General features: G+C 49.3%; 20 protein-coding genes and 3 pseudogenes. 18 read left to right on the forward strand and 5 right to left on the reverse strand.

The window, feature by feature from the left end; all coding sequences use genetic code 11:
- The 10 genes and pseudogenes from Pmgp_RS08745 to Pmgp_RS08790 form a co-directional block, all read left to right on the forward strand.
- The coding region (locus tag Pmgp_RS08745; protein ID WP_205077997.1) for a hypothetical protein at positions 1 to 266 on the forward strand (266 nt) is incomplete at its 5' end.
- Between the two features lie 341 nt (positions 267 to 607).
- Entirely contained in the window at positions 608 to 1,738 is a 1,131-nt protein-coding gene (gene nifV / locus Pmgp_RS08750; RefSeq protein WP_134213611.1) for a homocitrate synthase, read from the forward strand.
- A 2-nt stretch (positions 1,739 to 1,740) separates the two neighbouring features.
- A complete protein-coding gene (locus Pmgp_RS08755) occupies positions 1,741 to 2,994 on the forward strand; it encodes a 3-isopropylmalate dehydratase large subunit (protein ID WP_134213612.1) in 1,254 nt (417 codons plus the stop codon).
- Between the two features lie 108 nt (positions 2,995 to 3,102).
- On the forward strand, positions 3,103 to 3,603 hold the full coding sequence (locus Pmgp_RS08760; RefSeq protein WP_134213613.1) for a 3-isopropylmalate dehydratase small subunit: 501 nt from the start codon (positions 3,103 to 3,105) through the stop codon (positions 3,601 to 3,603).
- Between the two features lie 649 nt (positions 3,604 to 4,252).
- The gene (locus Pmgp_RS08765) at positions 4,253 to 5,140 is read left to right on the forward strand and encodes a DNA-methyltransferase (protein WP_243119784.1); all 888 of its coding nucleotides are present in this window, start codon (positions 4,253 to 4,255) and stop codon (positions 5,138 to 5,140) included.
- 1 nt (position 5,141) lies between these two features.
- A complete protein-coding gene (locus Pmgp_RS08770; RefSeq protein ID WP_134213614.1) occupies positions 5,142 to 7,010 on the forward strand; it encodes an AAA family ATPase in 1,869 nt (622 codons plus the stop codon).
- Complete coding sequence (locus Pmgp_RS08775) at positions 7,007 to 7,636, forward strand: HNH endonuclease family protein (protein ID WP_134213615.1); 630 nt, start codon at positions 7,007 to 7,009, stop codon at positions 7,634 to 7,636. Before Pmgp_RS08770 ends, Pmgp_RS08775 begins: the two co-directional genes overlap by 4 nt.
- Before the next feature lie 176 nt (positions 7,637 to 7,812).
- Positions 7,813 to 9,033, forward strand: a complete 1,221-nt coding sequence (locus Pmgp_RS08780; protein WP_134213616.1) for an NADP-dependent isocitrate dehydrogenase — start codon at positions 7,813 to 7,815, stop codon at positions 9,031 to 9,033.
- Positions 9,034 to 9,264: 231 nt separating this feature from the next.
- Positions 9,265 to 9,668: pseudogene (locus Pmgp_RS08785) on the forward strand (PEP-utilizing enzyme); the annotation flags it as partial.
- Positions 9,669 to 9,936: 268 nt separating this feature from the next.
- On the forward strand, positions 9,937 to 10,683 hold the full coding sequence (locus Pmgp_RS08790; RefSeq protein ID WP_134213617.1) for a type II toxin-antitoxin system prevent-host-death family antitoxin: 747 nt from the start codon (positions 9,937 to 9,939) through the stop codon (positions 10,681 to 10,683).
- 160 nt (positions 10,684 to 10,843) lie between these two features.
- Here the strand turns inward: Pmgp_RS08790 and Pmgp_RS08795 are convergent, their stop codons facing one another.
- Both Pmgp_RS08795 and Pmgp_RS08800 read right to left on the reverse strand, forming a co-directional pair.
- A complete protein-coding gene (locus Pmgp_RS08795) occupies positions 10,844 to 11,080 on the reverse strand; it encodes a zinc ribbon domain-containing protein (RefSeq protein ID WP_134213618.1) in 237 nt (78 codons plus the stop codon).
- 27 nt (positions 11,081 to 11,107) lie between these two features.
- The gene (locus Pmgp_RS08800) at positions 11,108 to 11,692 is read right to left on the reverse strand and encodes a TetR/AcrR family transcriptional regulator (RefSeq protein ID WP_134213619.1); all 585 of its coding nucleotides are present in this window, start codon (positions 11,690 to 11,692) and stop codon (positions 11,108 to 11,110) included.
- Positions 11,693 to 11,955: 263 nt separating this feature from the next.
- On the opposite strand from Pmgp_RS08800, the gene Pmgp_RS08805 reads away from it, so the two are divergent.
- The 3 genes from Pmgp_RS08805 (at position 11,956) to Pmgp_RS08815 (ending at position 16,457) form a co-directional block, all read left to right on the forward strand.
- A complete protein-coding gene (locus Pmgp_RS08805) occupies positions 11,956 to 12,333 on the forward strand; it encodes a carbohydrate-binding protein (protein WP_134213620.1) in 378 nt (125 codons plus the stop codon).
- Positions 12,334 to 12,401: 68 nt separating this feature from the next.
- Positions 12,402 to 13,652, forward strand: a complete 1,251-nt coding sequence (locus tag Pmgp_RS08810) for a glycosyltransferase family 4 protein (RefSeq protein ID WP_345789138.1) — start codon at positions 12,402 to 12,404, stop codon at positions 13,650 to 13,652.
- Positions 13,653 to 13,982: 330 nt separating this feature from the next.
- On the forward strand, positions 13,983 to 16,457 hold the full coding sequence (locus Pmgp_RS08815; protein ID WP_134213621.1) for a mannose-1-phosphate guanyltransferase: 2,475 nt from the start codon (positions 13,983 to 13,985) through the stop codon (positions 16,455 to 16,457).
- Between the two features lie 47 nt (positions 16,458 to 16,504).
- On the opposite strand, the gene Pmgp_RS08820 is transcribed toward Pmgp_RS08815, so the two are convergent.
- From Pmgp_RS08820 to Pmgp_RS08830, 3 genes are all read right to left on the reverse strand, one after another.
- Positions 16,505 to 16,948 (reverse strand): hypothetical protein, encoded by a 444-nt coding sequence (locus Pmgp_RS08820; RefSeq protein WP_134213622.1) that lies wholly within the window; start codon positions 16,946 to 16,948, stop codon positions 16,505 to 16,507.
- 349 nt (positions 16,949 to 17,297) lie between these two features.
- Positions 17,298 to 18,908, reverse strand: coding sequence for a glycoside hydrolase family 57 protein (locus Pmgp_RS08825; RefSeq protein WP_134213623.1), 1,611 nt, complete (start codon positions 18,906 to 18,908; stop codon positions 17,298 to 17,300).
- Positions 18,909 to 19,035: 127 nt separating this feature from the next.
- Positions 19,036 to 19,758, reverse strand: a complete 723-nt coding sequence (locus Pmgp_RS08830; protein WP_134213624.1) for a DUF4912 domain-containing protein — start codon at positions 19,756 to 19,758, stop codon at positions 19,036 to 19,038.
- Between the two features lie 266 nt (positions 19,759 to 20,024).
- On the opposite strand from Pmgp_RS08830, the gene nth reads away from it, so the two are divergent.
- The 5 genes and pseudogenes from nth to dnaE (Pmgp_RS08860) form a co-directional block, all read left to right on the forward strand.
- Positions 20,025 to 20,630 (forward strand): endonuclease III, encoded by a 606-nt coding sequence (nth, locus tag Pmgp_RS08840; RefSeq protein WP_243119785.1) that lies wholly within the window; start codon positions 20,025 to 20,027, stop codon positions 20,628 to 20,630.
- A complete protein-coding gene (trmL, locus tag Pmgp_RS08845; protein ID WP_486644363.1) occupies positions 20,627 to 21,094 on the forward strand; it encodes a tRNA (uridine(34)/cytosine(34)/5-carboxymethylaminomethyluridine(34)-2'-O)-methyltransferase TrmL in 468 nt (155 codons plus the stop codon). The genes nth and trmL overlap by 4 nt, the downstream gene beginning before the upstream one ends.
- 698 nt (positions 21,095 to 21,792) lie before the next feature.
- Complete coding sequence (locus tag Pmgp_RS08850) at positions 21,793 to 22,254, forward strand: YbaK/EbsC family protein (protein WP_134213628.1); 462 nt, start codon at positions 21,793 to 21,795, stop codon at positions 22,252 to 22,254.
- 66 nt (positions 22,255 to 22,320) lie between these two features.
- A pseudogene (gene dnaE / locus Pmgp_RS08855) lies at positions 22,321 to 23,481 on the forward strand (DNA polymerase III subunit alpha); the annotation flags it as partial.
- Between the two features lie 317 nt (positions 23,482 to 23,798).
- Positions 23,799 to 26,192: pseudogene (gene dnaE / locus Pmgp_RS08860) on the forward strand (DNA polymerase III subunit alpha); the annotation flags it as partial.
- Positions 26,193 to 26,276 lie beyond the last annotated feature (84 nt).

Genomic DNA, 26,276 nt, shown 5'->3' on the forward strand with positions numbered 1-26,276 from the left:
ACATTTTTTCACATGACTGGAATGCGATGCGGGGGTATCATTACCTCATGCATATCGCCCGTATGTTAAATGAAATGGCGCTTCATTCGCTTTACCTGACGGAACATGTCAAAACAGTCGGGGTTCATTCTTTCATCAAGAAGTTTTATGAAGCTATGACCTATAGTGAGTTGGATACAGGGCGGCTTCGCCGGCTGACCGAATCTCCCGGTCAATTGCGACTAGTGCGCGAAGAAAATTGGAAAGCAAGCCGTCTGGCGGCATAGCGAATTGAACTGATACAGACAGCTTAGGCAGCGGTTGCGCGGCGCTACTCGTCTTTCCGTTGAAGATGTCCGGCATGCTAAAACGAGCAGAAACGGTTTAGTTAAGGATGTGTTGATACGGATAAACCGGTGATTTTTGGAATAACCGAATAGGCAATAGTTGCGAAAACGTCAATTCCAGACCCCGCAAGATTTAAAAAACATTTTCATGCGTCAGCTCTGCTTGATAATATTTTGTAACTTTTCATATAACAATAATTATGGTACTATTGTAGTTAATTCAATTTTCCGCCGGCTTTCAATAAAATATATAAGCTAAGTAACTGAGGAGTGAGGCAGCGATGAACAAGGATATCATTATTGTGGACACGACCCTGAGAGACGGTGAACAGACGGCGGGCGTAGTTTTTGCCAACAGGGAAAAAGTAAGGATAGCAAGGCTGTTGGATGAAATAGGCGTTCAACAAATTGAGGCAGGGATAGCGGTAATGGGCGGGGATGAGAAAGAAGCCATCCGGGCTATCTGCAAGTCCGGCCTGAAGGCCAGCATCATGGGCTGGAACCGGCCTGTCATCAAGGATATTGAAGAGTCGATAGATTGTGGTGTGGACGCAGTTGCCATTTCAATTTCCACATCGGACATCCATATCAAGCATAAACTCAACACAACCCGTGCCAAGGTCCTGGAACAGATGGTGAATGCCACCCGCTTCGCCAAGAAGGAGGGTATGCAGATATCCGTAAACGCTGAAGACGCTTCCCGTTCCGATATGGACTTTCTGATCGAGTTTGCCAGGGCCGCCAAGGAAGCCGGCGCCGACCGCCTGCGCTATTGTGATACCGTGGGAATCATGGAGCCGTTTACTATTTATGATCGTATCAAAGCGATCAGGGACGCGGTGGATCTTGACATAGAAATGCATACCCACAATGATTTCGGCATGGCTACAGCCAACGCCCTGTCGGGCGTTAGAGCGGGGGCCAGGTATATTGGAGTGACTGTTACCGGCCTGGGTGAGCGCGCCGGCAATGCCGCCCTGGAAGAAGTGGTGATGGCTCTCAAACACCTGTATGATATTGACCTGAATTTTAAAACTGAGATGTTTCTGGAATTGGCCGAGTACGTTTCCCGTGCTTCAGGCAGGAAGCTGCCCAAGTGGAAGGCCATTATCGGTAAGAATATGTTCGCCCATGAGTCAGGCATCCACGCCGACGGGGTGCAAAAAAACCCCGATACTTATGAGGCTTTCCATCCCGAAGAAGTAGGACTGCTGCGCCAGATTGTAATAGGCAAACATTCCGGCACGGCGGCGTTAAAGGCTAAGTTTGAGGAATTCGGCATGGAATTAAGTGAGCAACAGGCCAAGGAACTGCTGCCAAAAGTCCGTTCATACACAGTTTCCATAAAACGGCCGCTCTTTGACAAGGAATTGATGTACATTTACGAAGATTTTTTTGGAAAGAGGGATTGACATTGGGCCAGACAATTATAGAAAAAATTCTGTCCAGCCACAGCGGCCAGGAAGCCCGTGCCAATGAAATCGTGGTGGCCCGGGTTGATTATGTGATGGGCCAGGACGGGACAGCCCCGCTTGCCATCAGGGCTTTCAATGAAATGGGCGGGTCGCGGGTATTTGACCCGGAGTGCGTGGCTTTTGTAATCGACCACAGTGCTCCCAGCCCCAACGAGGGAGTTTCCGCCCTGCATAAAATGATGAGGGAGTTTGTCAGGGAAAAAGGATTTCGGCTTTTCGATATAGGCGAAGGTGTCTGCCACCAGGTAGTGCCTGAGAGCGGCGTGGTCGGTCCGGGCAGTTTGGTTATCGGCGCCGATTCCCATACCTGCACCTATGGCGCTTTGAATGCTTTTTCCACAGGGGTCGGCTCTACTGACCTGGCCGGCGGATTAATATCCGGCCGGATGTGGTTTAAAGTCCCCGAGACTGTCAAGTTTGTCTGCAACGGCACCCTGGCTCCCGGTGTTTACTCAAAAGACCTGATCCTGCACCTGATCGGCGAGGTCACAGCCGACGGAGCAACCTATCTGGCGGCGGAGTATGCAGGCGAAGCCATAGCGGCCTTGTCTCAGGAAGCCCGCTTTACCATAGCCAATATGGCCATAGAGATGGGCGCCAAGGCCGGCTTAATGGAAGCCGATGAAAAGACTATGGCCTGGCTGCGGCGGTATACAGACAGGGAGTTTAAGCCGGTAAGCGCAGATCCGGACGCTTCTTACGCCAGGATACTGGAATACGATGTGGCAAAGCTTGAACCTCAGGTGGCCAGGCCTCACCGGGTGGACAACGTGGCGCCGCTCAGCCAGGTGGCCGGCAAGCCCGTACAACAGGCTTTAATCGGCACCTGCACCAACGGACGTTTGGAAGACCTGCGCATTGCCGCCGGTATCCTGGGTGGCCGCAAGGTCCACCGTGATGTGCGCTTGATTGTCGCCCCCGCCTCCCGCCGGGTATTTTTAGACGCCATGGCGGAAGGAATAATTCAGACCCTGGTCCAGGCCGGCGCGGCAGTGGTTACACCGGGCTGCGGCCCCTGTGTCGGGACGCACAACGGTGTGCCTTCGGACGGAGAAACGGTTATTTCCACGGCCAACCGCAACTTCAAAGGACGCATGGGCAACTCCAACGCGGAGATCTACCTGGCCTCGCCCGCTTCAGTGGCGGCAAGCGCTTTAACCGGTAAAATCACAGACCCGCGGGAGTATATTTAAAAGATTTGGGAATACAGAATTCAGTAGTCAGTAGTCAGAATAAAATTATTCTGAATTCTGGATTCTGACTCCTGAATTCCTCAATATAAACAAAAAGCAGGTGTCATTATGCAGTTTAGCGGTAAAACCCATAAGTTTGGTAATGATGTAAATACCGACTATATTATTTCAGGCAAGTACAAGTTTAAAACCCTGGATATGAAAGAACTGGCCAAGCACGTCATGGAGGATCTCGACCCTGATTTCTACGGCAAAGTCAGCACAGGGGATTTTATCGTGGCTGGTACGAATTTTGGCTGCGGGTCATCCAGGGAGCAGGCGCCTCTGGCCATCAAGTATGCTGATGTGGGAGCGGTACTGGCTAAATCATTCGCCCGTATTTTCTACCGCAACGCCATCAATACCGGCCTGCCCGTGGTGGAATGCGACACCGACCGGATCGAACCGGGCGACGAGCTGACCGTGGACCTTGAGGCGGGGCAAATCACCAATAAGACTAAGGGCACTGTTATACCCATTAAGCCTCTGCCTAAAGTCATGATTAAGATTCTCAACGACGGGGGTCTGGCTGCGCATTTTCAAAAATACGGCGGGTTTAATTTTAGTTAAGGATCCAGATAACTGCGGCTACGGTGAGGAAGCGGCTGCCATCTGCCGGTTGACGCTAACTGCTCCCGCAAGAAGTGTGGCCCCGCATCTTTGCTTTTAAAGACCGAATCGTCCTGGATTACGGTAATACCACAATTGTAGAATTTTAGGGATCAGGCTCTACTTATGCATTTTGAGATTTCACAAAGTAGAGCCTAGCCATTTGCTTCCGCGATTCGAGTCATAAGGAATAGAACTTGAGAGTGATTTTGCTGGCCCGGCCCATCATGGGAAGGGAGTATTTCCCGTAACCGGGATTAACCAAATATTTTTGAAGTCTGTTCGGATCTCAAATTTCGCCTTGTTATGAAATATGTAAAAATATTAACAGACAGAGAAGGGAAAAAAGAGTGTTTATAGAATAAAAACAAGAACATATGTTTGAATAATATTGTAAAAAAGTGTGATTTAACTCCATGAGGTTATTTGGCAGGTCTTGTGAAGACTGAAAAACGAGACATGACAACAATTATATACAAGACATCCTTTCTTGATCTTTGTGATATGATCTAAGATTGCCTGTTATTGCTAAACTACTTATAATGATTAATAGAGACTTTTAAGGCTTTCTTGATGTGGCAATCCATTTTCAGATGAGAGTGATTAAACTGTGAGTTCTGTTTTCGATGCAAACGAACAGCAGGTTGAGAAGAATCAAATTATTAATTGGGATGGTTTTACAAAAAGCGGTATCCTTTGGCAGGTTTACTGCGGGGATTCCTTTGAAGTTTTAAGGCGACTTCCCGATGAAAGCGTGAATTGTGTTGTGACATCTCCGCCGTATTATTGTTTAAGGGATTATAAAGTCGAAGGACAGATTGGTTTGGAGGACTCTGTTGAAGATTATGTTGAAGCCATATGTAAAGTTATGGATGAAGTACGTCGTGTACTTAGATCAGACGGCACGTTATTTTTTAATCTGGGGGACACTTACTATTCCGGAAAAGGACAATCGCAGGGGAATGATCGCAAGAGCAACAAACGAAGATTTGGATTGCGGGCGGTGGATAAGAGCGGGGGACTGGGTATAGGTCTGCAAAGAAAATCCATTATCGGTGTCCCCTGGAGAGTTGCGATTGAAATGGCCTCACGTGATTGGGTCCTTCGTAGTCCCATCATTTGGCACCGAGAAAAATGCTTGCCGGAATCTGTTCTCGATCGCCCCCGGCGGAGCTATGAGTATATTTTTATGTTTGTAAAAAGTCGAAAATACTATTTTAACCGCGAACCCTTGGTTGATCAGAAGGTGGAAGAAGATTTATGGACTATACAGGCCAGGCCCAAAGTCACAAACGGTATAGATACAGCACCCTATCCCGATGAATTGGTTCAACGCTGTCTGGACATCGGTTGCCCCGAAGGGGGGGTAGTTCTCGATCCTTTTGCCGGCAGCGGAACCACCTTGCGCGTCGCGTTGAATTCAAACAGGCCGGCTATCGGGATTGATTTGAGCCGGGAGTTCTGCAAATTTATGGTGAAGGAAATACGGGGGATCTGACATGTATTTTTCCGCATTTCAAATTCTAAGCTCTATAAATAAACTTAGCTATATTAATCCTTTTTTTGGCATCACTTTTTTGGTTTGCAAAAAGGAAATGCTGCCTGTCGGGGTAAAGATCGATTTTCCGTTAGACCAAAAAACAAAAGAATTTCTTGAAAAGAATCACCGTATTCATCCCACATCTCCAAGTTTTTTTCAACCTTTCGGGCCGGTGGGCAAGAAAAAACGATGGGTGCGTCCCGATTATGCCGCAAAAGGACTACAGTCAATAAACACCAGAACCTTTGGGTCGGCATTTTTGCATGACTCCGGGACAAGGCGCTGGGGTTGGCACCCGGACTATATTGAAACTTTACAGAAGAAATTAACTAAAGGCAAGAAAATACCGGCATTTGACCTCGCGGTATGGCTGTTTCGCTCAAGAAGATGGTCTAAGGAAACTAAGCCTTATGATGTTCTAGATTTCTTTTTCGATCAATTTCTCATTTCTGAAGATGAGCGCGCAAGGTTGTTTGACGATGCTCCACATCTTGCGCCGGAAGGCAGGCTGTTTCAGGATCATCCCGTTCAGTGGCCGGAATTAAGCCCCTATATACAATCTCCGCCCGATGCCGGACCTGATTCTGGCGGAACCCTGTCTTTTTTGGAACTGCGAAACCTCGGTCCTGCGAAATACATTTCATTTTACCCTGCCAGGCGATTGAATATTATAACCGGCGACAATGGTCTCGGCAAGTCGTTCCTGTTGGAGTGCGCCTGGTGGGCGCTGACGGGAACCTGGCCTGAAATGCCGGCTTACCCTAATAATAGTTTTAAAGAAAAAGAATCCAGCATCACTTTCGAATTGGCCGGAAGAACCGCCCATCCATTGAAAAAGAAAATAGCATACGACTTCAAATCCCGTTCTTGGCCCAAGACCAAAAGGCCAACAATACCCGGGTTAATTGTTTATGCGCGGGTGGACGGCTCTTTTGCCGTTTGGGATCCAGCCAGGTTTGTTTCCTCCGAGGAAGATGACGCACGCAAAGCGACTCTTGTGTTGAGCCGTTCCGATGTTTGGAATGGGTTGCCCGGCAACATCGAGGGATTGATTCGCGATTGGACGAGGTGGCAAACTTCTCCGGACAGATATCTATTTGATGTTTTTTGCAAAGTTCTTAAAAGATTATCGCCGCCCGACCTAAGTGACTTGGTTCCGGGTGACACAGTAAGAATACCGAATGACCCCAGGGACATTCCCACAATTGTGCATCCTTACGGTACCACCCCCATATTGTTCACATCAGCGGGTGTCAGGAGAATCATCACCATGGCTTACCTTATGGTCTGGGCTTGGAACGAGCATCGTGTCAATTCCGAGCATTACAACGTGAAACCAGAAGCGCGCATGGTGGTTATGATAGATGAAATTGAGGCCCATTTGCACCCCAAATGGCAGAGGATTATTTTGCCGGCGCTGTTGGATGTTCAGGAAACTTTATCGAGAAACCTTGAGATTCAATTTTTTATAACGACTCACTCCCCCCTGGTTCTTGCCTCAGCCGAGCCGGTATTTGACGATTTACAGGATGAGCTGTTTCATCTTGATTTTTCCTACGGTAATGAAGTCCGACTGGAAGTCAAGCAGTTCATTAAACTTGGTCAGATTAATTCCTGGTTGACCTCTCCAATATTTGAGATGCGTCATGCGCGATCAAGAGAGGCGGAAGATGCGATTGAAGCAGCAAAAAATCTTCAAAAACGCAATGATGTCAATTCTGATGAGGTTAGGGAAGTCAACGAAAGGCTGGTTCGACATTTAGCGGTCGATGACCAGTTTTGGCCCAGGTGGATTTATTTTGCGGAGAGATATGGTGTTGTTAAATGATTCCTGTAACGAGACAACCGGAACCGAAAAATTTCGACCATCTGGTAAGAAAACCGGGAAAGAAATTTTTAAGAAATAATCCGAACCCTACAAATAAAGACTGGAAAAAGAACAGGTACTGGCAGTCTGTGACTGTGGAACTTTATAACGCATATAAGGGCATTTGCTCCTACTCCGGGGAATGGATTTCCAGACCCGGTTCTGTTGATCATTTTATCCCTAAATGGCGCAATCCGGATTTAGCCTATGAATGGGACAATTATCGTCTGTCTTCGCCGAAATTAAATAGTTATAAAGGTGATAAAGAAGGTATTACCGACCCTTGTGCAATTGAATATGGATGGTTTGTTTTAGAGTTCCCGAGTTGCTTGATTAAACCTGGTCTTGGATTGTCAAACGATGAGAAAAGGATGGTTCGGTATACCATAGATGTGTTGAGATTAAATGACGATGACGATTTAGTTCAGAACAGGTGCAACATTCTCGTCTATTACGCGCACGGCGATGTCTCTCTTAAGTTTTTAAGAGAGCGCTATCCGTTTATCGCGGCCGAACTTAAACGGCAAGGCCTGGTCAAGACCGCCAAGGACATGTTTGGACCTAAAAATACCCGCGGTGGTACTTGAAAGGCGCCCTCGACAACGCATAGGAAGCACATGGGACGGCCACGCTTCGTCGCGTATATTTGCTTGCGGCGGGGGGACCGTTCCCTTTTCGCTTCCGGGGGGATGTTACTTTGCCCTTTGAGATATTGTATAATGTAGTAATGTGGAATTAGATTCGCAAGGGGAGACGGAATTATATGGCAGGAAAAATTCAAATGGAAGTTCCGTTGGTGGAGATGGACGGCGACGAAATGGCCAGGGTAATCTGGCGGCAGGTCAAAGAAATTCTACTAACGCCTTATGTTGACTTAAAAACATTGTACTTTGACCTGGGACTTAAAAAAAGGGATGAAACAGACGACCGGATTACGGTGGAAGCTGCGGAGGCCACCAAAAAATATGGTGTGGCGGTCAAGTGCGCCACCATTACCCCCAATGCCCAGCGGGTAAAGGAATATGACCTGAAGCAGATGTGGAAAAGCCCCAATGGGACGATCAGAGCAATTTTGGACGGGACGGTTTTCCGCACCCCTATAATTGTTAAGAATATCAAACCCTTTGTAAAGACATGGGAGAGGCCCATCACCATTGCCAGACACGCTTACGGAGATATTTACAAAGGTGTTGAAATGAAAATTGCCGCAAAAGGTAAGGCGGAATTAGTTTTTACTTGTGAAGACGGGCGGGTGTCCAGGGAGGTGATCCATGATTTTGCCGGCCCCGGCATGGTCATGGCCATGCACAATCTGGACAAGTCTGTTGAGAGCTTCGCCAGGGCTTGCTTCAACTACGCGCTGGACCAAAAGCAGGATTTGTGGTTTGCCACAAAGGACACTATTTCCAAAAAATACGACCATAACTTCAAAGATATCTTTCAAGACCTCTATACCAGAGAGTATCAAGAAAAGTTTTCGGCAGCAGGAATAGAATACTTTTACACGTTGATTGATGACGCCGTGGCCAGGGTGATCCGAAGCCCGGGCGGCTTTATCTGGGCTTGCAAAAACTATGACGGCGACGTGATGTCGGATATGGTGGCCACCGCCTTCGGCAGCCTGGCCATGATGACTTCGGTTCTGGTTTCGCCGGATGGTTATTATGAGTTCGAGGCTGCCCACGGGACGGTGACCAGGCATTATTATCAGTATCTTAAAGGTGAAGAAACTTCAACCAACCCGGTGGCCACTTTATTCGCCTGGACGGGGGCGCTGAGAAAAAGAGGCGAACTGGACGGCGCTGGCAGTTTAGTGCAATTTGCCGGTGAACTGGAGCAAGCAGCCATGGACACCATAGAAGAGGGGAGCATGACCAAAGACTTGGCTATACTGGCGGAAGGGGAAAAGAGAATAGTCAATACCCGTGAGTTCCTGGAGGAAGTCAACGCCTGTTTGGGGCGAGGCTCCCGGCGCCAGGCATGAATTTTTCAGCCGGCGCACCGTGCGCCTGGTCCCGCAGAAGGACAAGGGGACAGGTTATTTGTCCCAGTTTGGTTTGAAGGGTAAAATTATGCTGAGGTGATTAGTGTGCCAAGGCATACCCACAAAAAGGATGAAATAATAGCGGGAACCGTTACGAAACCGTCCCGAGCCAATTAGCTTGAGAGGAAAAAGAATTTCATGGCCTATTATTGCAGAATCTGCGGCAGAACTCAGGTTTATGATAAGCTGACGCCGCCGCGTGTGATGACATCCGAGGGCGAAGTCATATCCGGCGAACACAATATCGGCAATATCCCCCAGGGCGCCTTGGCGGGCATACCCGTTTCATCGGGCATCATCGAGGGCCAGGCAAGAGTTGTTCTAAAGATGGAGGACGCCCACATAGAGGATGGCGATATTTTGGTCACCGCATTCACTGACCCCAGCTAGACGCCCCTGTTTGTATCCGTCAAAGGTTTGGTGACGGAAGTAGGCGGGCTGATGAACCATGGCGCCGTTATTGCGCGAGAATACGGCCTCCCGGCAGTCGTAAGCGTGGAAAACGCTACGAAGCTGATTAAAGATGGGCAGAGGATCCGGTGAACGGAACGGAAGGATATGTGGAAATCCTGTGACCAGTGAATAGCCGCTTACCCGGTCTACAGCAAGAGACCCTGACAAGTGCTGCTTTCTCAGGGAGAAACCATTTCAATTACGGTGCCCTTCGCGGGTGTGGTGCTTAGCAGGTGGCCTCCCGGATTTGAACTGGTTATGCTCCGAAAGCCCTTACCTGTTACGTGGCAGGTGGGAGAGGTTTACTGCTTTTCCTTGACACAGCTTCCATAATGGCACATAATGATAATAGCTAAATTAGCTATTATAGCTATTGCTTGAGGTGTGTCCATGAAAATCAACTCAACGGAACTGCAGAACAACTTCGGGAAATACCTGATGCTTGCGGCGCAGGAGGACATTATAATTACAAGAAACGGTATGGAGATAGCAAAACTGTCAGCCGTCAGAGACGCGGTTTCGGACCGCGGCGCGGCGCCTGGTACGGTAATAGATGTAATGGAAAAGGCGGAAGTATACGGTTACGGCGGCAGAAAGGCATCCTATGAGGAGTTTTTGGAGCTGACCAAAGACACCGAAGATAGATACGAATACATAGATGGTGAAATATACCTGCTGGCCTCGCCTAAAACCACGCACCAGATAGCTTTGACCGAACTGTTTGTGATTTTTTACAACTGGTTTCAGGGTAAAGAATGCGTCCCCCTGGTTGCCCCTTATGATATTACACTCAGGAGAAACCCGGAGAATATAAATGTTGTTCAGCCTGACATCATGGTCATCTGCGACCTTGAGGAAAAGCTGGATGAAAAAGACTATTACAAGGGCGTCCCGGCACTTGTGGTGGAGATTATATCAGAGGGTACGCGGAGCAAGGATTTAATCAAAAAGCTTGACCTTTACATGTCATGCGGCGTCAGGGAATACTGGATTGTAAACCCGATAAACAGGGAAGTGACCGTTTATCATTTTGAAGACAAAAACATCAGCGGCAATATCACTTACAAAAAACCAGAAATCGCGCAGTCCTACATTTTTGAAGGACTGTCCGTGGAGCTTGGCAGAATCTTTAAGTGAGCGTTCTAAAAGGAGCACGACGGACATGGCAGCATATCTCATGAGCAACTGAAAAATAAGGCCTCCGGTTCACCCTGGACCGAGAGGCCTATTTTTTTTAATCATGGTTAGAAATGCCGGTTGCGAAAGGAACCTTTGTGTCCGGCACAAAGGGTTATGCTCATTTTTTCCACGCGGGGAGCTGAGCCATCATTCCTTTGGCTGCATCCCGTGCTGCCTGTTTATCCAGCCCCTGGGTTCTAACAATAAAGTTGGCTAAAGAATCCAGTTTTTCCTCATAGGACTGCATTGTTCCATCCTGCCGCGCGCAGTGAACGCAAAAATCCTTATCAGGGTCTCCCATGGCAAAGTCCGCAGGGTTTTCCATAGGCATTCCGCAGGCAATACAAATCTTCATCATCAACACTCCCTTGTAATTTAATTTTTACTCAGTAATTAAGGTTAAATAGTGTTCCAATAGTTCTTTGCCATATCGCTCTAAAACCGGCTTTCCAGGGGAAAACAAGTCACCGTTAGCCAGATAATAGTGCACTAGTCCGATCCAGGTATTGAAGAGCAGGTGCATTGGAAGCCGGCGAATTATACCTGCCGCCATCTCTCGCTCGGCTGCCTGGCTTAGATGAAATGAAACGGCCGATTGAATCATTATCAAAGTATTTCGTGCGCTTTCCGGCAGTAAACTCCCTTCTCTAACCAGCCTGGTATAGAAGGGTTCAAACTCAGCCAAACCCTTCAAATGTGCCTCCAGGATTTCATGTACGCTCCCGCCGCCGGCCAGTTCATGAAGTCGCCGGGTAACCCTGGCGCCGAACTCATTAATTACCTCGGTTAATAGAGCGTCCCGTGTCGGAAAATGCGCAAACACCGTCCCGTGCGATACTCCGGCGGCTTTCGCAATGTCGGCGGTCCGGGTATTGATTAGACCATCTTTGGCCAATTGGTTAAAAGCCATCGTGATCAGGTGTTTCCTGGTTTGTTTTTTTTGTTTCTGGCGTTGTGATTCAGGCATCTCGTCAACCCCAGCATATTGAGTCATAACTCATTGAGTCTTTGCTCATTATATTTAAAATATGATTTTTTGTCAATTGTTTTTTTATTGAGAGCTTTTTTAAATTTCTTTAAAGAGATGTTTTCAGTTTTGTTTATTCCTTGACCTGTCCATTATTTAAAAGTTCATTCGTATTATTTACTCGTATAAAAGAATTACTGAAAAACCATACTAATAAAAACAAAAAACCTTTTTATACCATAACCGAGGAGGTGGGATCCAAAGTGGCTAATCCAACCAGATTCGGCAAAGGGGAAGCCAGGCTAAAGGCCATGCATGAGGCTGATTACCCCGGAGGAGTTGTGGTTGACCCGACGCCGATAACCGCTGGTGAAGAAGTGACAGTTTTTTATAACGGGCTGCTGGGTAAGGAAGGTAAGGGACAGGTTTATCTTCATTACGGGTACGGGCCCCATGATAAGTGGAGAAACATTTCAAGTGTTAGCATGGAAAAGTCAGGCTGGGGCTGGGTAAGCAACGTGGACATGCCTGAGCATGAAGGGCGCTTTAACTTCTGCTTCAAGGACGGCGCCGAACACTGGGACAACAACAACGGAGTGAATTGGAGCTTTGAGATTCACAACGGGAGCAAGCGTTATTAATAAGAAACAGTCCCTGCCACTAGCCCGGTAGGGATTTTTATTGATCCCGACAGACAGGAGGCGAAAGTTTGTTGAGAGTTTTAATGCTTTCCTGGGAGTACCCCCCCAAAAGTGTGGGAGGGTTGGCCCAGCATGTTTACGATCTGACCGGCGCCCTGGTGGAAAGCGGTGTGGATGTCCACCTGATTACATCCGGTGAAAAAGGCGCGCCTGCCTACGAGCGGGTTAACGGGGTTAAGGTTTACAGGGTAGAGCCTTACCGGGTTTCTTCACCGGACTTTGTTACCTGGGTGGCGCAGTTTAACGTGGCCTTGCTGGAAAAAGTGATGCAGCTGCTAGGTGAGGTCGGCGGCTTTCAGATTGTACACGCCCACGACTGGCTGGTGGCATATGCGGCCAGAGCAGTTAAGCACGCGGGAAGGCTGCCCCTGGTGGCTACCATCCATGCTACGGAATACGGCCGCAATTACGGCCTGCACAATGATGTGCAAAGGCACATCAGCGATATTGAATGGTGGCTGACCTACGAGGCCTGGCGGGTCATCTGCTGCAGCCGCTACATGGAAGGGGAAGTAAAGCATGTTTTCCAGCTGCCCGATGACAAGGTCACAGTTATACCAAATGGAGTCAATGCCGCCAGTTTTCAAATAGGCAGCGGAAACGTGCACCGCAGCCACTATGCCGCCCCGGATGAAAGGATAGTTTTTTATGTCGGCAGGCTGGTTAAGGAAAAAGGGGTGCAGATTTTACTGGACGCCGCTCCCGAAGTCCTGTCCCACTATCCGCAAACCAAGTTTATCATAGCCGGCAAAGGTCCTCACCTTGCCCCCTTAAAGCGTCAGGCTGAGGCTCTGGGTATTGCCAACAGGGTATATTTTACGGGTTATATCGATGACAGTGTCAGGAACAGCCTTTACAGCTGGTCTGACGCGGCGGTATTTCCCAGCTTGTACGAGCCTTTCGGTATTGTGGCGCTGGAGGCCATGGCCGCCAGGACGCCGGTTATCGTGTCCGACTGCGGCGGCATCAGTGAAATTGTCAGTCACGGGGTCAACGGGCTAAAAGCTGCTACAGGCAACAGCCACTCCCTGGCGCAAAACATTCTTGCCGTTTTAAAACAGCCTGAACTTGGAGAATATTTAAAAGAGAACGCGTATAGTATGGTCTTAGAAGAGTTTAACTGGCGGCATATCGCCCGGCAAACGGCTGCGGTATATAAAGAAGTTTTAGATGCCCACCGTAGGACCACCTGGTCTGCGCCTGGCAGGCGGGACGGGATTTTCGGGCGGTTTAACCAACTCATAGCCAGGTACTCGTGACTTCCTCCCCTCACTGAAGTAAGGGGCATCCAGGTTCGTAGACCATAAGCTTTCGCCAGACTACGGACGCTGTCACCGCGCCACTACTCCGTGGGTTGCCCCAGGGAGATACGTTATAGGACACAGTTAACCTTTGAGCCAAGAACATTTTGCGTATACAAGGACTTGTGTATACAACCCGATATGTTCACTTTTCAAAGAACTGTAGTTTTATTATACCATGAATGGATTTATTTGGGTGGTAACCGGCTGTATCCCTCGTTTAAAAATGAGGGGATTAGCCGGAGTTGTATCTAAAAAGGTTTTTTTTAAAACGAACGGAGGCTGCGTATGAAGGCGATCATTATGGCCGGGGGAGAGGGCTCACGTCTCAGGCCTCTTACCTGCGGCAGGCCAAAGCCGATGGTTCCTGTTTTAAACAGGCCGATCATGGCTCACATTATTGATCTATTGAAGAACCACGGCTTTGATGATATCGGAGTAACTCTGCAGTATATGCCGGAGGCCATCAGAGATCACTTTGGCAACGGGGCGGAGTATGATGTTAACCTGCGGTATTTTGTTGAGGATTCACCTCTGGGTACCGCCGGGAGTGTTAAAAATGCCTCAGGATTTCTGGATGATACTTTTCTGGTAATCAGCGGTGACGCCCTGACTGACCTGGATCTGACCCGTGCTGTGGAATTTCACAAAAAAAACGGTTCGCTGGCAACCCTGGTGCTCACCCGGGTGGACTGTCCCCTGGAATATGGTGTGGTGATTACCTCGGAGGACGGCAGGATCACTCAATTCCTGGAAAAACCGGGCTGGGGCGAGGTATTCAGCGACACAGTCAATACCGGTATTTATGTGCTTGAGCCCGAGGTGCTGGAATATTTTGCTCCGGGCCGGATGTTTGACTTCAGCAAAGATCTGTTCCCGCTGCTGCTAAGCGAGAAAAAACCCCTGTTTGGACTGGTGCTGCCCGGCTACTGGTGTGATATCGGCAACCTGCAGCAGTATCTTGAGGCGCACTATGACGCGCTGTCGGGTAAAGTAAAAATTGAAATGCCCGGCCATGAAACGTTGCCCCGGGTTTGGGTGGAAGATGGCGCTTATATCAACCCTGCCGCCAGTGTCAAAGGACCTTCCCTTATTGGCGCCGACTGCCAGATTGCTGCCGGCGCCCGGATAGAGCCCTACACACTGCTGGGCCGCGGCTGCCTGGTGCAAAAAGACGCTTCGATTAAAAGGAGTGTAATCTGGAACAACGTTTATGTGGGGAGCGGCGCCTCACTGCGCGGCGCGGTGGTCGGCAGCAGGGTCCAGGTGCAGGCTAAAGCAGGTATTTATGAAGGCGCGGTAGTAGGTGAGGACTCCATAATCCGTGAAAACAGCCTTTTAAAGCCTGATGTTAAACTATGGCCGCACAAACTGGTGGAAACAGGCGCCACCGTGCACCGGAGCGTGGTCTGGGGGACCCTTTCACCCAAGAAATCTTTTGGTTTTGAAGGGATCAGCGGCCTGGTAAACGTGGAAATCACACCTGAATTCGCAGTCAGGATAGGCGCCGCCTTTGGGTCAACAACTGGTTTGGGCGCGCGTATTGCTGTCAGCAGTGACAGTTATACGGCCTCAATTATGATCAGGCAGGCGCTGATCAGCGGCGCTCAGTCGGTTGGCTCCCGGATCCTGGACCTTGGTGAAGTGATCACGCCGGTGGCGCGTTATGCTGTGAGGTCGCTCAACTGCCAGGCAGGAGTGCATATCAAGGTGTCACCGGCAGCCGCGGATAAAGTGGTAATGGTTTTCATCAATTCCCGGGGCGGCAACATATCCAGAGGGCAGGAGCGCAAGATTGAGAACGCGCTGGCCAGGGAGGATTTTCCCAGGTCTGAGGCAGCCCGGCTTTTTGCCCCTGAGAAGGTGGTTGGGGCAGCCGGAGAATATATGACAGCTGTGTATGATAATTATCGGGACGGGAGCCTGCGCGGAGCGGGTTTTAAAGTCCTGCTTTGTTATGATCACAACAACCTGGAAAATTTCGTTGCCGGGCTTTGCAGCCAATTAGGGCTGGCCCGGGAAAACTACTGCGGGGAAGCCGGCGGTGAGTACCGCAGCTGGAGCGCTTGCCAGAAAATACTGCCGGACATGGCCAAAGCGGTGGTGGAGAGCGGCGCCGACGCGGGAGCGCTGCTGGATCCAAACGGAGACCGGCTGGTGTTAATTGATGAGAAGGGCAGAGTAATTCAAGATAATTTACTGACCGCCCTGCTGTCCCTAATCATTTTAAAAGGGCGGGAGGGGCCTGTAGTGGTGCCTGTTACGGCTCCCATGGTTATTGAAGCCCTGGCTGAAAGATATCAGGGCAGGGTGGTGCGCACCAAGACAGCCCTCCAGGATTTTTTGGATAAAGTACTGGCCCAGGAGCCCGGCCTGGAAGGTATTTCTCAGTTCTTCCTGCATTTTGACGCCTTGACGGCGCTGGTGAGGATCCTGGACTATACGGCCAGGCATAAAAGCTCACTTGCCACGCTGGTTGAAGAGATACCCCTTTTCTTTATGGACAGCCAGGAGGTGCATGTGCCCTGGGAAGCAAAAGGCAGGGTAATCAGGCGTTTAATCCAGGACCCGCCGGCCAGCCGGTTTGAAATGCTGGATGGTGTGAAAATCTACCACCAAAACGGCTGGGCACTGGTTCTGCCGGACCCGGAGGAACCCTTGTGCCGGGTTTTCAGTGAGGGCAGCACCATGGAGATTGCAGAGTCGCTCACGGATATGTATATTGAAAAGATTAACAAGATAGCTGGTTTGAAAAATCCATAAAACAACAGTTAGGGCGGGGTTTTGGGGAACCCCGCCCTAATCATATACTAAGCCTTCCAACCTACATCTACGAATTCATATTGTGTGGCGCCATTAGCGTCCTTATAGCTGTATACTTCATACTCACGGTCCGGGTCAAGGTAGAAATAATGACTTACGCCATTAGCGTCCACATAGTAATTCCACTCACCGTCGCGGTCAGACACCCATTTGAAATAATGGTCTGCTCTCCAGCGGTTGTTTTGTTTGTGGTAGTAGTGTTTGTTTCCGTCACGGTCATAATAGTAGCTCCAGCTGCCAATAATGGGGCTTGAGTAATCGCTGTCAGAATCGGAATGGTACCAGCTGTAACCATGATCACCGTAACTTACAGAGCCGCTTTGCTCATTGCCGTAGAAAACAACATCCCTGGACGGGTGGGCATATGCCGCGGAAGCAAAAACTACCGACATCAGCAGTGAAACAATAACCAACAACAGAACTTTACGCATTTTTACGCATCCCTTTCTACTATTTGTTTTTTTATGGTAACACTTAAACATTTATCAAATAATAAAATAACTACTAAGTTAATTCAAAAGTTTCATATAAGACTATATTTGAGTTTTCTCTAAGAATCAAGGAGTAAATGGTGGTATGAAATAAGATAACCAGCAAATAAACCATTAGTTTAACAAAAATAAAAACCTTTTCAAAAAAAGAAAAGGTTAGTAATTAGGAATGGGGACACATCTCTATTTTGAGCCTTACTTAAAGGCCGAGCATAAAGGAAAGGGGACACATCTCTATTTGGGGCCTTACTTTAAGGCCGAGCTATGTCCCCATGAATGCCCATGGATTTTAGACTGCTTTTGCCTCCGGCGCCGGAGTCTGGTACCAGCTGTATTCCAGGTCAGGGAAAATGTTATGGCGGTATTCCAGATCTCTCAGCCACCCCTCATCAATTCGGTTGCCCTGTATTTGATCGTGCAGCCCGAGGAAATTGTTGATATGGGTTTTGGTTCTCCTGACCGCGTATTCCACCATGGTACCTGTACTCATAATAAAAGCCCAGTCACTGCTTTGCGCCAGCATTAATTCACGGGCGGCCTGGTTTAAAGCCCTTCTTAGGACGCCGCTGGCGCCGCGCCTGCTGTTGGCCAGCGCCGTCATCATGTCCGAGGCCATATGCAGGTGGCGGTAAATCCAATCATTTGCCCCGCACAGCCACACTTCATGATATCCCTTGTTGCCCCAGCTTGATGAGCAGGGTACGGCCACCTGGTTGCAGGAGAACCTTTGCAGGTAATCACTGGGTGTTACGAGTTCAATCGTATCCTGATCGTAAGCGATTTTCCGGATGAGGTATTCCAGCCAGGCCGGCCCCTCAAACCACCAGTGGCCAAAAAGCTCGGCGTCATAAGGAGCCACAATAATTGGCGGTCTGTCCATCATGCCGGCCAGGTGAAGGATCTGGTGCTCCCGGTTAAACATAAAATTGCCCGCGTGCTGAGCGGCTTTTTCTTCCGCCCGCCAGGGGTCATACGGTTCTTTTTGACTAAGGTCAACTTTGCCTGTTATTTTGTAGTATTTAAGCCCGGTATGTACTCTTATTCCATCCGGGTGGATGTAAGGTTTTATATATTCAAAATCAAGGTCGTATCCTATGTCACGGTAAAATTCCCTGTAATCATAGTCGCCGGGATAACCTTCCTGGCTGCTCCAGACCTGCTTGGAGGATTCGGTGTCCCGGCCGAAAGCGGCTACCCCGGAAGGGCAATAAATGGGGGCGAAGATGCCGAAGCGCGGCCGGTGTGAAGCGTAAAGCACGCCGTGGGTGTCAGTGAAAAAGAACTTCAGACCGTTTCTTTTTAATATTTCATCCACACCGGGCGCGTAAGCGCATTCAGGCAGCCAGATACCGTGCGGCGGCCTGCCGAGATGACGGGTGTGCAAATCCACTGCCGCCCTGACCTGGGCGTTTACAGCCTCGGGGTTGAGCATCATCAGAGGCAGGTAACCGTGGGTCGCGGCACAGGTGATCACTTCCAGCCTGCCGCAGTCCTGAAATTTTTTGAAAGCGTTAACAAGATTGCGGCCGTATTGGTCACAAAAAGCATGCATGGCCTGCCGGAAACGTGCTTTGTACATCAGGGCCGGCTGGTGAAAAGGACTTCCGTAAGTGCGGCCTTCTTCTTTTTCCGCCAGCTCTATGAGTTTGGCCAGGTGTCTGACATAACGTTCCTGCAGCAGAGGGTCGGTAAGCATAGAAATTAAGGGCGGTGAAAGAGTAACAGTAAGCCTGAATTTTACATTGTCTGACAGGAGGCGGTCAAAAACCTGAATCAGGGGAATATACGTTTCTGTAATGGCTTCGTAGAGCCATTTTTCTTCAAGAAAATCTTCATGTTCGGGATGTCGCACGTAAGGCAGGTGCGCGTGTAAAACAAAACAAAGGTATCCTTTGGACATAAAAGTAAAATACTCCTTTCATTTTAGTCGTGGGCCGTGAGACGTGAGTCGTGGGTATATACTGTATTCCTTTGAGGTCTTTTAACCATTAAGAGTATCTTCAGACTCACTTCTCACTTCTCACTTCTTATTTTCCCGGGTTCCAGTGGCCGGGGGAGGTTATACCGAGGGGGATCTCCCCTTTGCGTAAGGCAAGTTCTTCGATGATCAGGGGAGAACTGGTACCGTATTGAAATCTGCCGGTAGAGCGGTAAATGCCTTCAATCCACATCCACTCTTCATCCAGGCGGCCGGACAGCGAGCCCCTGGGGGTTGTGACTATGTTGGAGCGCAGTAATGTGACAAAACGGCCGTCCGGAAACAGGCGGCCCAAATCCACGCAGAAAGAACGGTCTGGCTCGCCCACCTCGATGTGCCAGTTGTCAATATGTTCATCCACGTGAAAGTCAAAATATTTATTGGCGTTTTGACCGTTAAAATCCACACCGGTAACGTCGTAAACTCTTAGTACCGGGTGTGTGGAGAGCCAGGCTGCAGGACCGAATGCGCCGGCAAATTCCTCCTGTTTGGTTGCGGTTATTTCCCAGTATGCAAACAGCCAGCGCGGGTCGCGCGCCAGTAAGACCAGGCGGTCAACCCCGTAGCTGCGGGGCAGTTGGATTTCCGGAGAAAAAGGCGCCGGCCTGGCCGAAGCAGGTATGCTTACGCCAAGTTCTTCGGCTGATTCGGTCTCAAAAAAAGGCCGGGGCAGGGCCTTTAATTTTTGAGTGCCGCCGCGTTTAGCAGGCCATAAAAAAATACCTGCCGCAGCCGCCAGTATTAACAATATGATCAGAAAAAAAACATACATCAAGAGTCCCCCTTTAAAAATAAGAAAAGATTACCTTCCAATAATTCGTGGTATAATTGGACTATCTGTGAAGCTTTTTTTATTATTGCCCGGAAAGAAAAGCTTTATTTACAGTTTGTTAAAACATCCTGCCGAAAAAAATTTAATAATGAAGAAAGCTAAGACATTGTTGAAAATGATAACCAATAAGGCAGAAATTATACAGGAAGTTAAATATTATGAAAAGCAACTATAATTGTGATAAGTCTTGGCAGGTAAATCTTATTATGAAAGTACTTGCCGGGCATTACCCTGACGCGGGTACCGCTTTGGTTTTTAACAGTACATTTGAGCTGCTGGTGGCAGCTATTCTATCGGCCCAATGCACTGATAAGCAGGTAAACCGCATTACCGCCGGTCTTTTTAAGAAATATAACACACCGGGGGATTTTGCCGGGCTGTCTTACGATGAACTGTCGGCTGAAATAAAAGGGTGCGGGCTGTACCGCAATAAAAGCAAATATATTATAGACGCTTCCAGGGAAATTCTAAAAAAGCACGGAGGCCTTGTGCCGCAAAACCGGAAGGATCTGGAAGCGCTGCCGGGTGTGGGGCGGAAAACAGCGGGTGTAATCGTGGGCGTGGCCTATGGCGGTGACGCTCTGCCTGTTGACACGCATGTCTACCGGGTAGCGCGCAGGCTGGGACTCTCATGTGCACGTGACCCCGGCAAAGTGGAGGAAGACCTGGCAGGCTGCATCCCTCCGCGGGACAGGATGTCAATGCACCACTGGCTAATCGCGCACGGCCGCAAAGTCTGTTCCGCCAGAAAACCGGCCTGCGGGGAATGCTGTTTAATAGAATTTTGCCGTTACCCGGCGAATGGGGAGTGAGACGTCTGAATATTGTACTCGTTGAGCCGGAGATACCAGCCAATACGGGCAATATAGCCAGGACCTGCGCTGTTACCGGTACAACCCTGCACCTGGTACGTCCTCTGGGTTTTTCCACTGAGGATAAGTATTTAAAACGCGCAGGTTTGGACTATTGGGACATGGTAAATATTTTCTATTACGAAAGCTTCCAGGAAGTTGTAGAAAGCCACTCTGAACATAGCTTTTACCTGGCTACCACCAAAGCTGCCAAATCTTATACCGAAATGCTTTACGAACCCGGCTCTTTTCTGGTCTTTGGCAAAGAGACAGCTGGTCTTTCTCAGGAGATATTATGTAGTTTCCCTGAAAACCAGATCCGCATTCCAATGCTAAAAGGAGCACGCTCATTAAACCTGGGAAATTCGGCGGCGATAATTCTTTATGAGGCGTTGCGGCAGCAAGGTTTTCAAGGTTTGGCGTAACGTTTTAGAAGAATAAATCTAATCAAACAAAAAGCTACGCAAGAGGCGTAGCTTTAATAAATAGTATAAGGTAAATTCTCTAAGCGGCATTTTTATACGTTTCTGTCTTATCGATAAAAGCACCCTCACCATGGCCAGTCCCATTCTGTTCAGGTCCCCCCAGACCAGCAAAAATTGGGTGCCCAGTACTGCAAATATCAAGCCAAGAATTACACTGCGAAAAGTTTTGCCCCTGATAATAGAGGGGATTTGTTTTTGGGGAGTATATTATCACTTAACATAAGTCATATTGGAATTCAACGCGGTGAAAAACCTTACTGACACTGTAGTATCTTTTTTAAGAAAACTTTTTAAATACGTCTATGAATTCGGTAAGCGGCACCTTTATATCTTTGTCATCGCGCAAGCTGTTTTCAATTTTTTCAGCCAGGTGACAGGACAAAAGCGAAACAAGTGTATGTGATTGGAAATATAATATACCCATTAGGGTATATTATATTTAACGCATGTTATTTAGGTGTAGTATCTTTATTTAACGAGTAATATATTTATTATGACTTTCGTAATATTATGATTAGATACCCTGGTATGGTATTTGTTTGGAATGTTTTCAATCCGGCCAAAGTATGTCAAACCTTGTTTCCAAAGGTCATAATAAGGTATAATCCTCCTGGAGATGAAAAAGGAGGGGGGTTTTTATGACTGTTATAGAAAAAGTCCAGTCCTTCCTGGACCAATACAATATGGGTCTGAAAATAATAGAATTGGAAGAGAACACCAGCACTTGTGAGCTGGCTGCAGCCGCCCTTGGTGTGGAAGTAGGCCAGATAGCCAAAACACTGGTGTTTCTTGCCGATGAAAAACCGGTATTGGTTGTGGCCAGCGGCGACAATAAGATTAAGAGTGGTAAACTTAAGAGGCGGCTTGGCGCATCTAAGGTAAGGATGGCTGACCCCGAAACAGTTAAGCGCATTACCGGGTATCCCGTGGGAGGGGTTTGCCCGCTGGCTCTTAATGAAAAAATGCTTATTCTGCTTGATGATTCCATGTACCGGTTTCCGGTAGTCTACGCTGCCGCCGGTACACCCCATTCAGCACTGCCTGTAACTATGGAGCAGTTGCAGATAATTACAGATGGAGAGTGGGCGGACCTGGTTTAGAGGTGTTGACTGTTAATAATAGATGTATAATATAAGAGTAAATCTGGACAAGGAGGTGAAAATGATTTGTTCGTTCACCTGCACCTTCATTCGGAATATAGCCTTTTGGACGGCGCGGCCCGCATCAAAAAGGCGGTAGCCCGGGCGGCTGAAATGGGTATGCCCGCCCTGGCCATTACCGATCACGGCGCCATGCACGGCGTGATTGAATTTTATAAGACCTGCAAAAATACCGGGATCAAGCCTATCCTGGGCTGTGAGGTATATGTGGCGCCACGCACCATGGATGACAGGACCCCCAAGGTTGATGACAACCTGAACCACCTGGTCTTACTGGCGGAAAACGAAGAAGGCTACCGCAACCTGCTGGACCTTGTTTCTCAGGGCTTTACCAGGGGTTTTTATTACAAACCCAGGGTTGACAAGGAAACACTGGCCGCACACAGCAAGGGTTTAATTGCTTTAAGCGGCTGCATCGCCGGCGAGGTGGCAGCCAGGGTACTGGACGGGGATATGGAAAAGGCCCGCCAGGCGGCCGGCAACTACCGGGATATCTTCGGGCCTGAAAACTTTTTCCTGGAACTGCAGGACCACGGCTTTGCCGAGCAGCGGCAGGCCAACAAGGGGCTGCTGGAAATTCACAAGTCAATGAACATCCCCCTGGTCGCGACCAACGATGTGCACTATGTCCGGCGTGCCGACGCCGCAAACCAGGATGTGCTGCTGGCTATTCAGACCGGCAGGAGTGTTGACGACCCCGGCAGGATGAAGTTTCAATCTGAGGAGCTGTACCTGAAGAGCCCCGAGGAAATGAACATGCTTTTCGGCGAACAGCCCGCAGCGCTGCGGAATACCCTGGAAATTGCCGGACGCTGCAATGTGGAGATCAGCTTCGGCAAGTACTTACTGCCCCATTATGTTGTGCCTGAGGGGTACAATGCCGACACTTACCTGGAAGAGCTCTGTTACCAGGGTGTCCAGAGGGTCTATGGCGAGCTGAACAGCCAGATTAAAGAAAGGATGAAGTTTGAACTTGGTGTTATCAAACAAATGGGCTACTCGGCCTATTTCCTGATCGTCTGGGACTTCATTCATTTTGCCAGGCAGAGCGGGATACCGGTCGGCCCCGGCCGCGGCTCCGCCGCCGGCAGTCTGGTGGCCTACAGCCTGGGCATAACCAACATCGACCCGCTGAAGTACGGGTTGCTGTTCGAGCGTAAAAGGAATGCGCTCGTTAAACCGGGTGAAACGGGGAAACTCCCACCACGTGGACAACCCCGTACCAAGCTGCGCTGGGCTTTGATAGCGTAGAAGGTCTAACGACTAGAGCCTGACTCCCAAGAATAATGGCTCCACGAGCGCCCGGCACCATTGAAAATATTCCTCCGCAGGGAACAAATGTTCTATTTGAAGGGTCTAACTATAATAAGGTTCAAATTTATATCTGAAACGCAAGTATGTTAAATTCAGTGGTGATGAGATAGTCTGACCTGCACGGCAACGTGCAGAACTGCAGGATAAAGAGCCTGCAGGTTAACAATGTGTTCCTAAATCCTGAGAGAGTGTCGATGCCGGACATTGACACCGACGTTTGTTACGAGCGCAGGGGGGAAATGATTGATTATGTAGTGCGGAAGTACGGCGCCGACCGGGTGGCGCAGATCATTACCTTCGGCACCATGGCGGCCCGGGCCGCCATCAGGGATGTGGGAAGGGCGCTGAGCTTGCCGTACGGCGACGTGGACAAGGTGGCCAAGCTGGTGCCGGCCGAACTCCATGTGACTATAGAAAAAGCCTTAAATGACGCGCCTGAATTGAAGGAACTTTATGACCAAAAAGAAGAGGTGAAAAAGCTAATCGACACCGCCGCGGCCCTGGAGGGGATGCCCAGGCACGCTTCCACCCATGCCGCGGGCATAGTAATCACGCCTGAGCCGCTGACTAATTATGTCCCCTTGTACAAAGCTTCCGACGGTCCGGTGACCACTCAGTTCGCCATGGGCACTGTGGAAGAACTGGGCCTGCTGAAAATGGACCTGCTCGGCTTAAGGACGCTGACGGTAATCAGTGACGCGGTCAGGTTAATTGCCGAAAGCACCGGAGAAAATCTGGATATAGATAAAATACCGTTGGATGACCCGCCGACTTATGAGCTGCTTTGCCGGGGTGAAACCGCCGGTGTGTTCCAGTTGGAGAGCAGCGGTATGCGCTCCATCCTGCGCGACCTCAAGCCCGAATTGTTTGAAGATATTGTGGCGCTGGTGGCCTTGTACCGCCCGGGACCGCTGGGCAGCGGCATGGTGGAGGACTTTACTAAAAATAAGCACGGGATCAAAAAGACAAAGTACCTTCACCCCAAATTGGAGCCTATTTTAAGAGACACTTACGGCGTCATTCTCTACCAGGAGCAGGTCATGCGCATCTCCAGCGAACTGGCAGGCTTCAGCCTGGGTGAGGCTGATTTGCTGCGCCGCGCCATGGGCAAGAAGAAGCCCGAGATTATTGCCAGCCTGCGCTCCCAGTTTGTCGAAGGCGCCAAGAATAACGGTGTGGACGTGGAAATAGCCGGGCAGATTTTTGACCTGATGGAATATTTCGCCGGCTACGGCTTCAATAAGTCCCACAGCGCTGCTTATGCCATGGTTTCTTACCAGACCGCCTACTTGAAGGCTAATTACGCGCAGCAGTACATGGCGGCTTTGCTCACTTCAGTAAAAGATAACGCTGATAAAGTGTCCGCCTATATTGAAGAATGCAGGCGGCTGGGGATAGAAGTGCTGCCGCCGGATGTAAATGAGAGCCGGGAAAGCTTTTCCGTAGCCGGCAATAAGATCCGCTTTGGTCTGGCCGCGGTGAAGAATGTCGGCCTGGGGGCTGTGGAGTCCATCATCCGGGCCAGGGAACAGGACGGTCCTTTTAACGATTATGCTGATTTTTGCAGGCGCCTGGACACGAAGGTGGTCAACAGGAGGGTGCTGGAGAGCCTGATTAAGTGCGGCGCTTTTGACTCCCTGGGCTACCGGCGGGCGCAGTTGATGGCGTCTGTGGATTCAGGGCTGGGTCTGGCCCAGCAGTCCCAGCGCGAAAGAGAGAACGGGCAGCTGTCACTCCTGGATTTTCTCGGTGACAGCCGCGAGGCGGTCAGTATCACCCTGCCGGAAGTAGGGGAATTCCCAGTATCCGAACTGTTGGCTATGGAAAAGGAAACGCTCGGCCTTTATATCAGCGGCCACCCCCTTTCCCAGTACCGTGACGCTTTAAACACATTGTGCACCGCAACGGCGGCGGAGCTTGCGGAGATGCCTGACGACAGTGAGGTAGTGTTGGGCGGCCTGATTACCGGGGTCAAAAAAACCAGTACCCGCAAGGGAGACCCCATGGCCATCCTTACTTTGGAGGATCTTACCGGGACTGTCGAAGTTGTTTTTTACCCCCGCCCTTATAACCAGTACCGCCTGGTGATCAAACCTGATGAGGTGGTTGTGGTAAAGGGCAAGTCCAGGGAAAATGGTGATGACACAAAAGTAATCGGGGATGAGATCTCTACCCTGGAAAGCTATCTGGAAGGTGAACTGCACTTAAAAATTGAAAGCGCGGCATCACCATTGCTGGACCAGGTACAGCTTATTCTGAGCAGCTACCAGGGTAGTTCACCGGTATTTTTGCATTTCGCAAGCGAAAAAAAGGTAATCAAAGCAGGGGAAGATTTCTGGGTAGACCTTACCGGGCCGGTCATAGCCAGGTTGGAAGATCTCCTGGGACGGGCGATGGTGAAAGTAAAAAGGAAAACAACCGTCTCCCCCAGGGCTGCCGTGGTCAAGACTGTTAATGGGACGGCAGGCGATTACGGGTCTTTAACCGGTCAGCCCCGGCAAAAAGGGCAGGTTGGCAGACAAACTAAAAAAAGCGGAAGCTTTTTCAGCATCCTGGAACTTTAGCATGTTTCCGCCATATTAAGCCCTGGTAATATCCAATCCTTGCCAAACAGTGGCTTGTGTGTTAAAATATATCAACTGAAAATG

This window comes from Pelotomaculum propionicicum, assembly GCF_004369225.1.
Lineage (GTDB): Bacteria > Bacillota > Desulfotomaculia > Desulfotomaculales > Pelotomaculaceae > Pelotomaculum_B > Pelotomaculum_B propionicicum.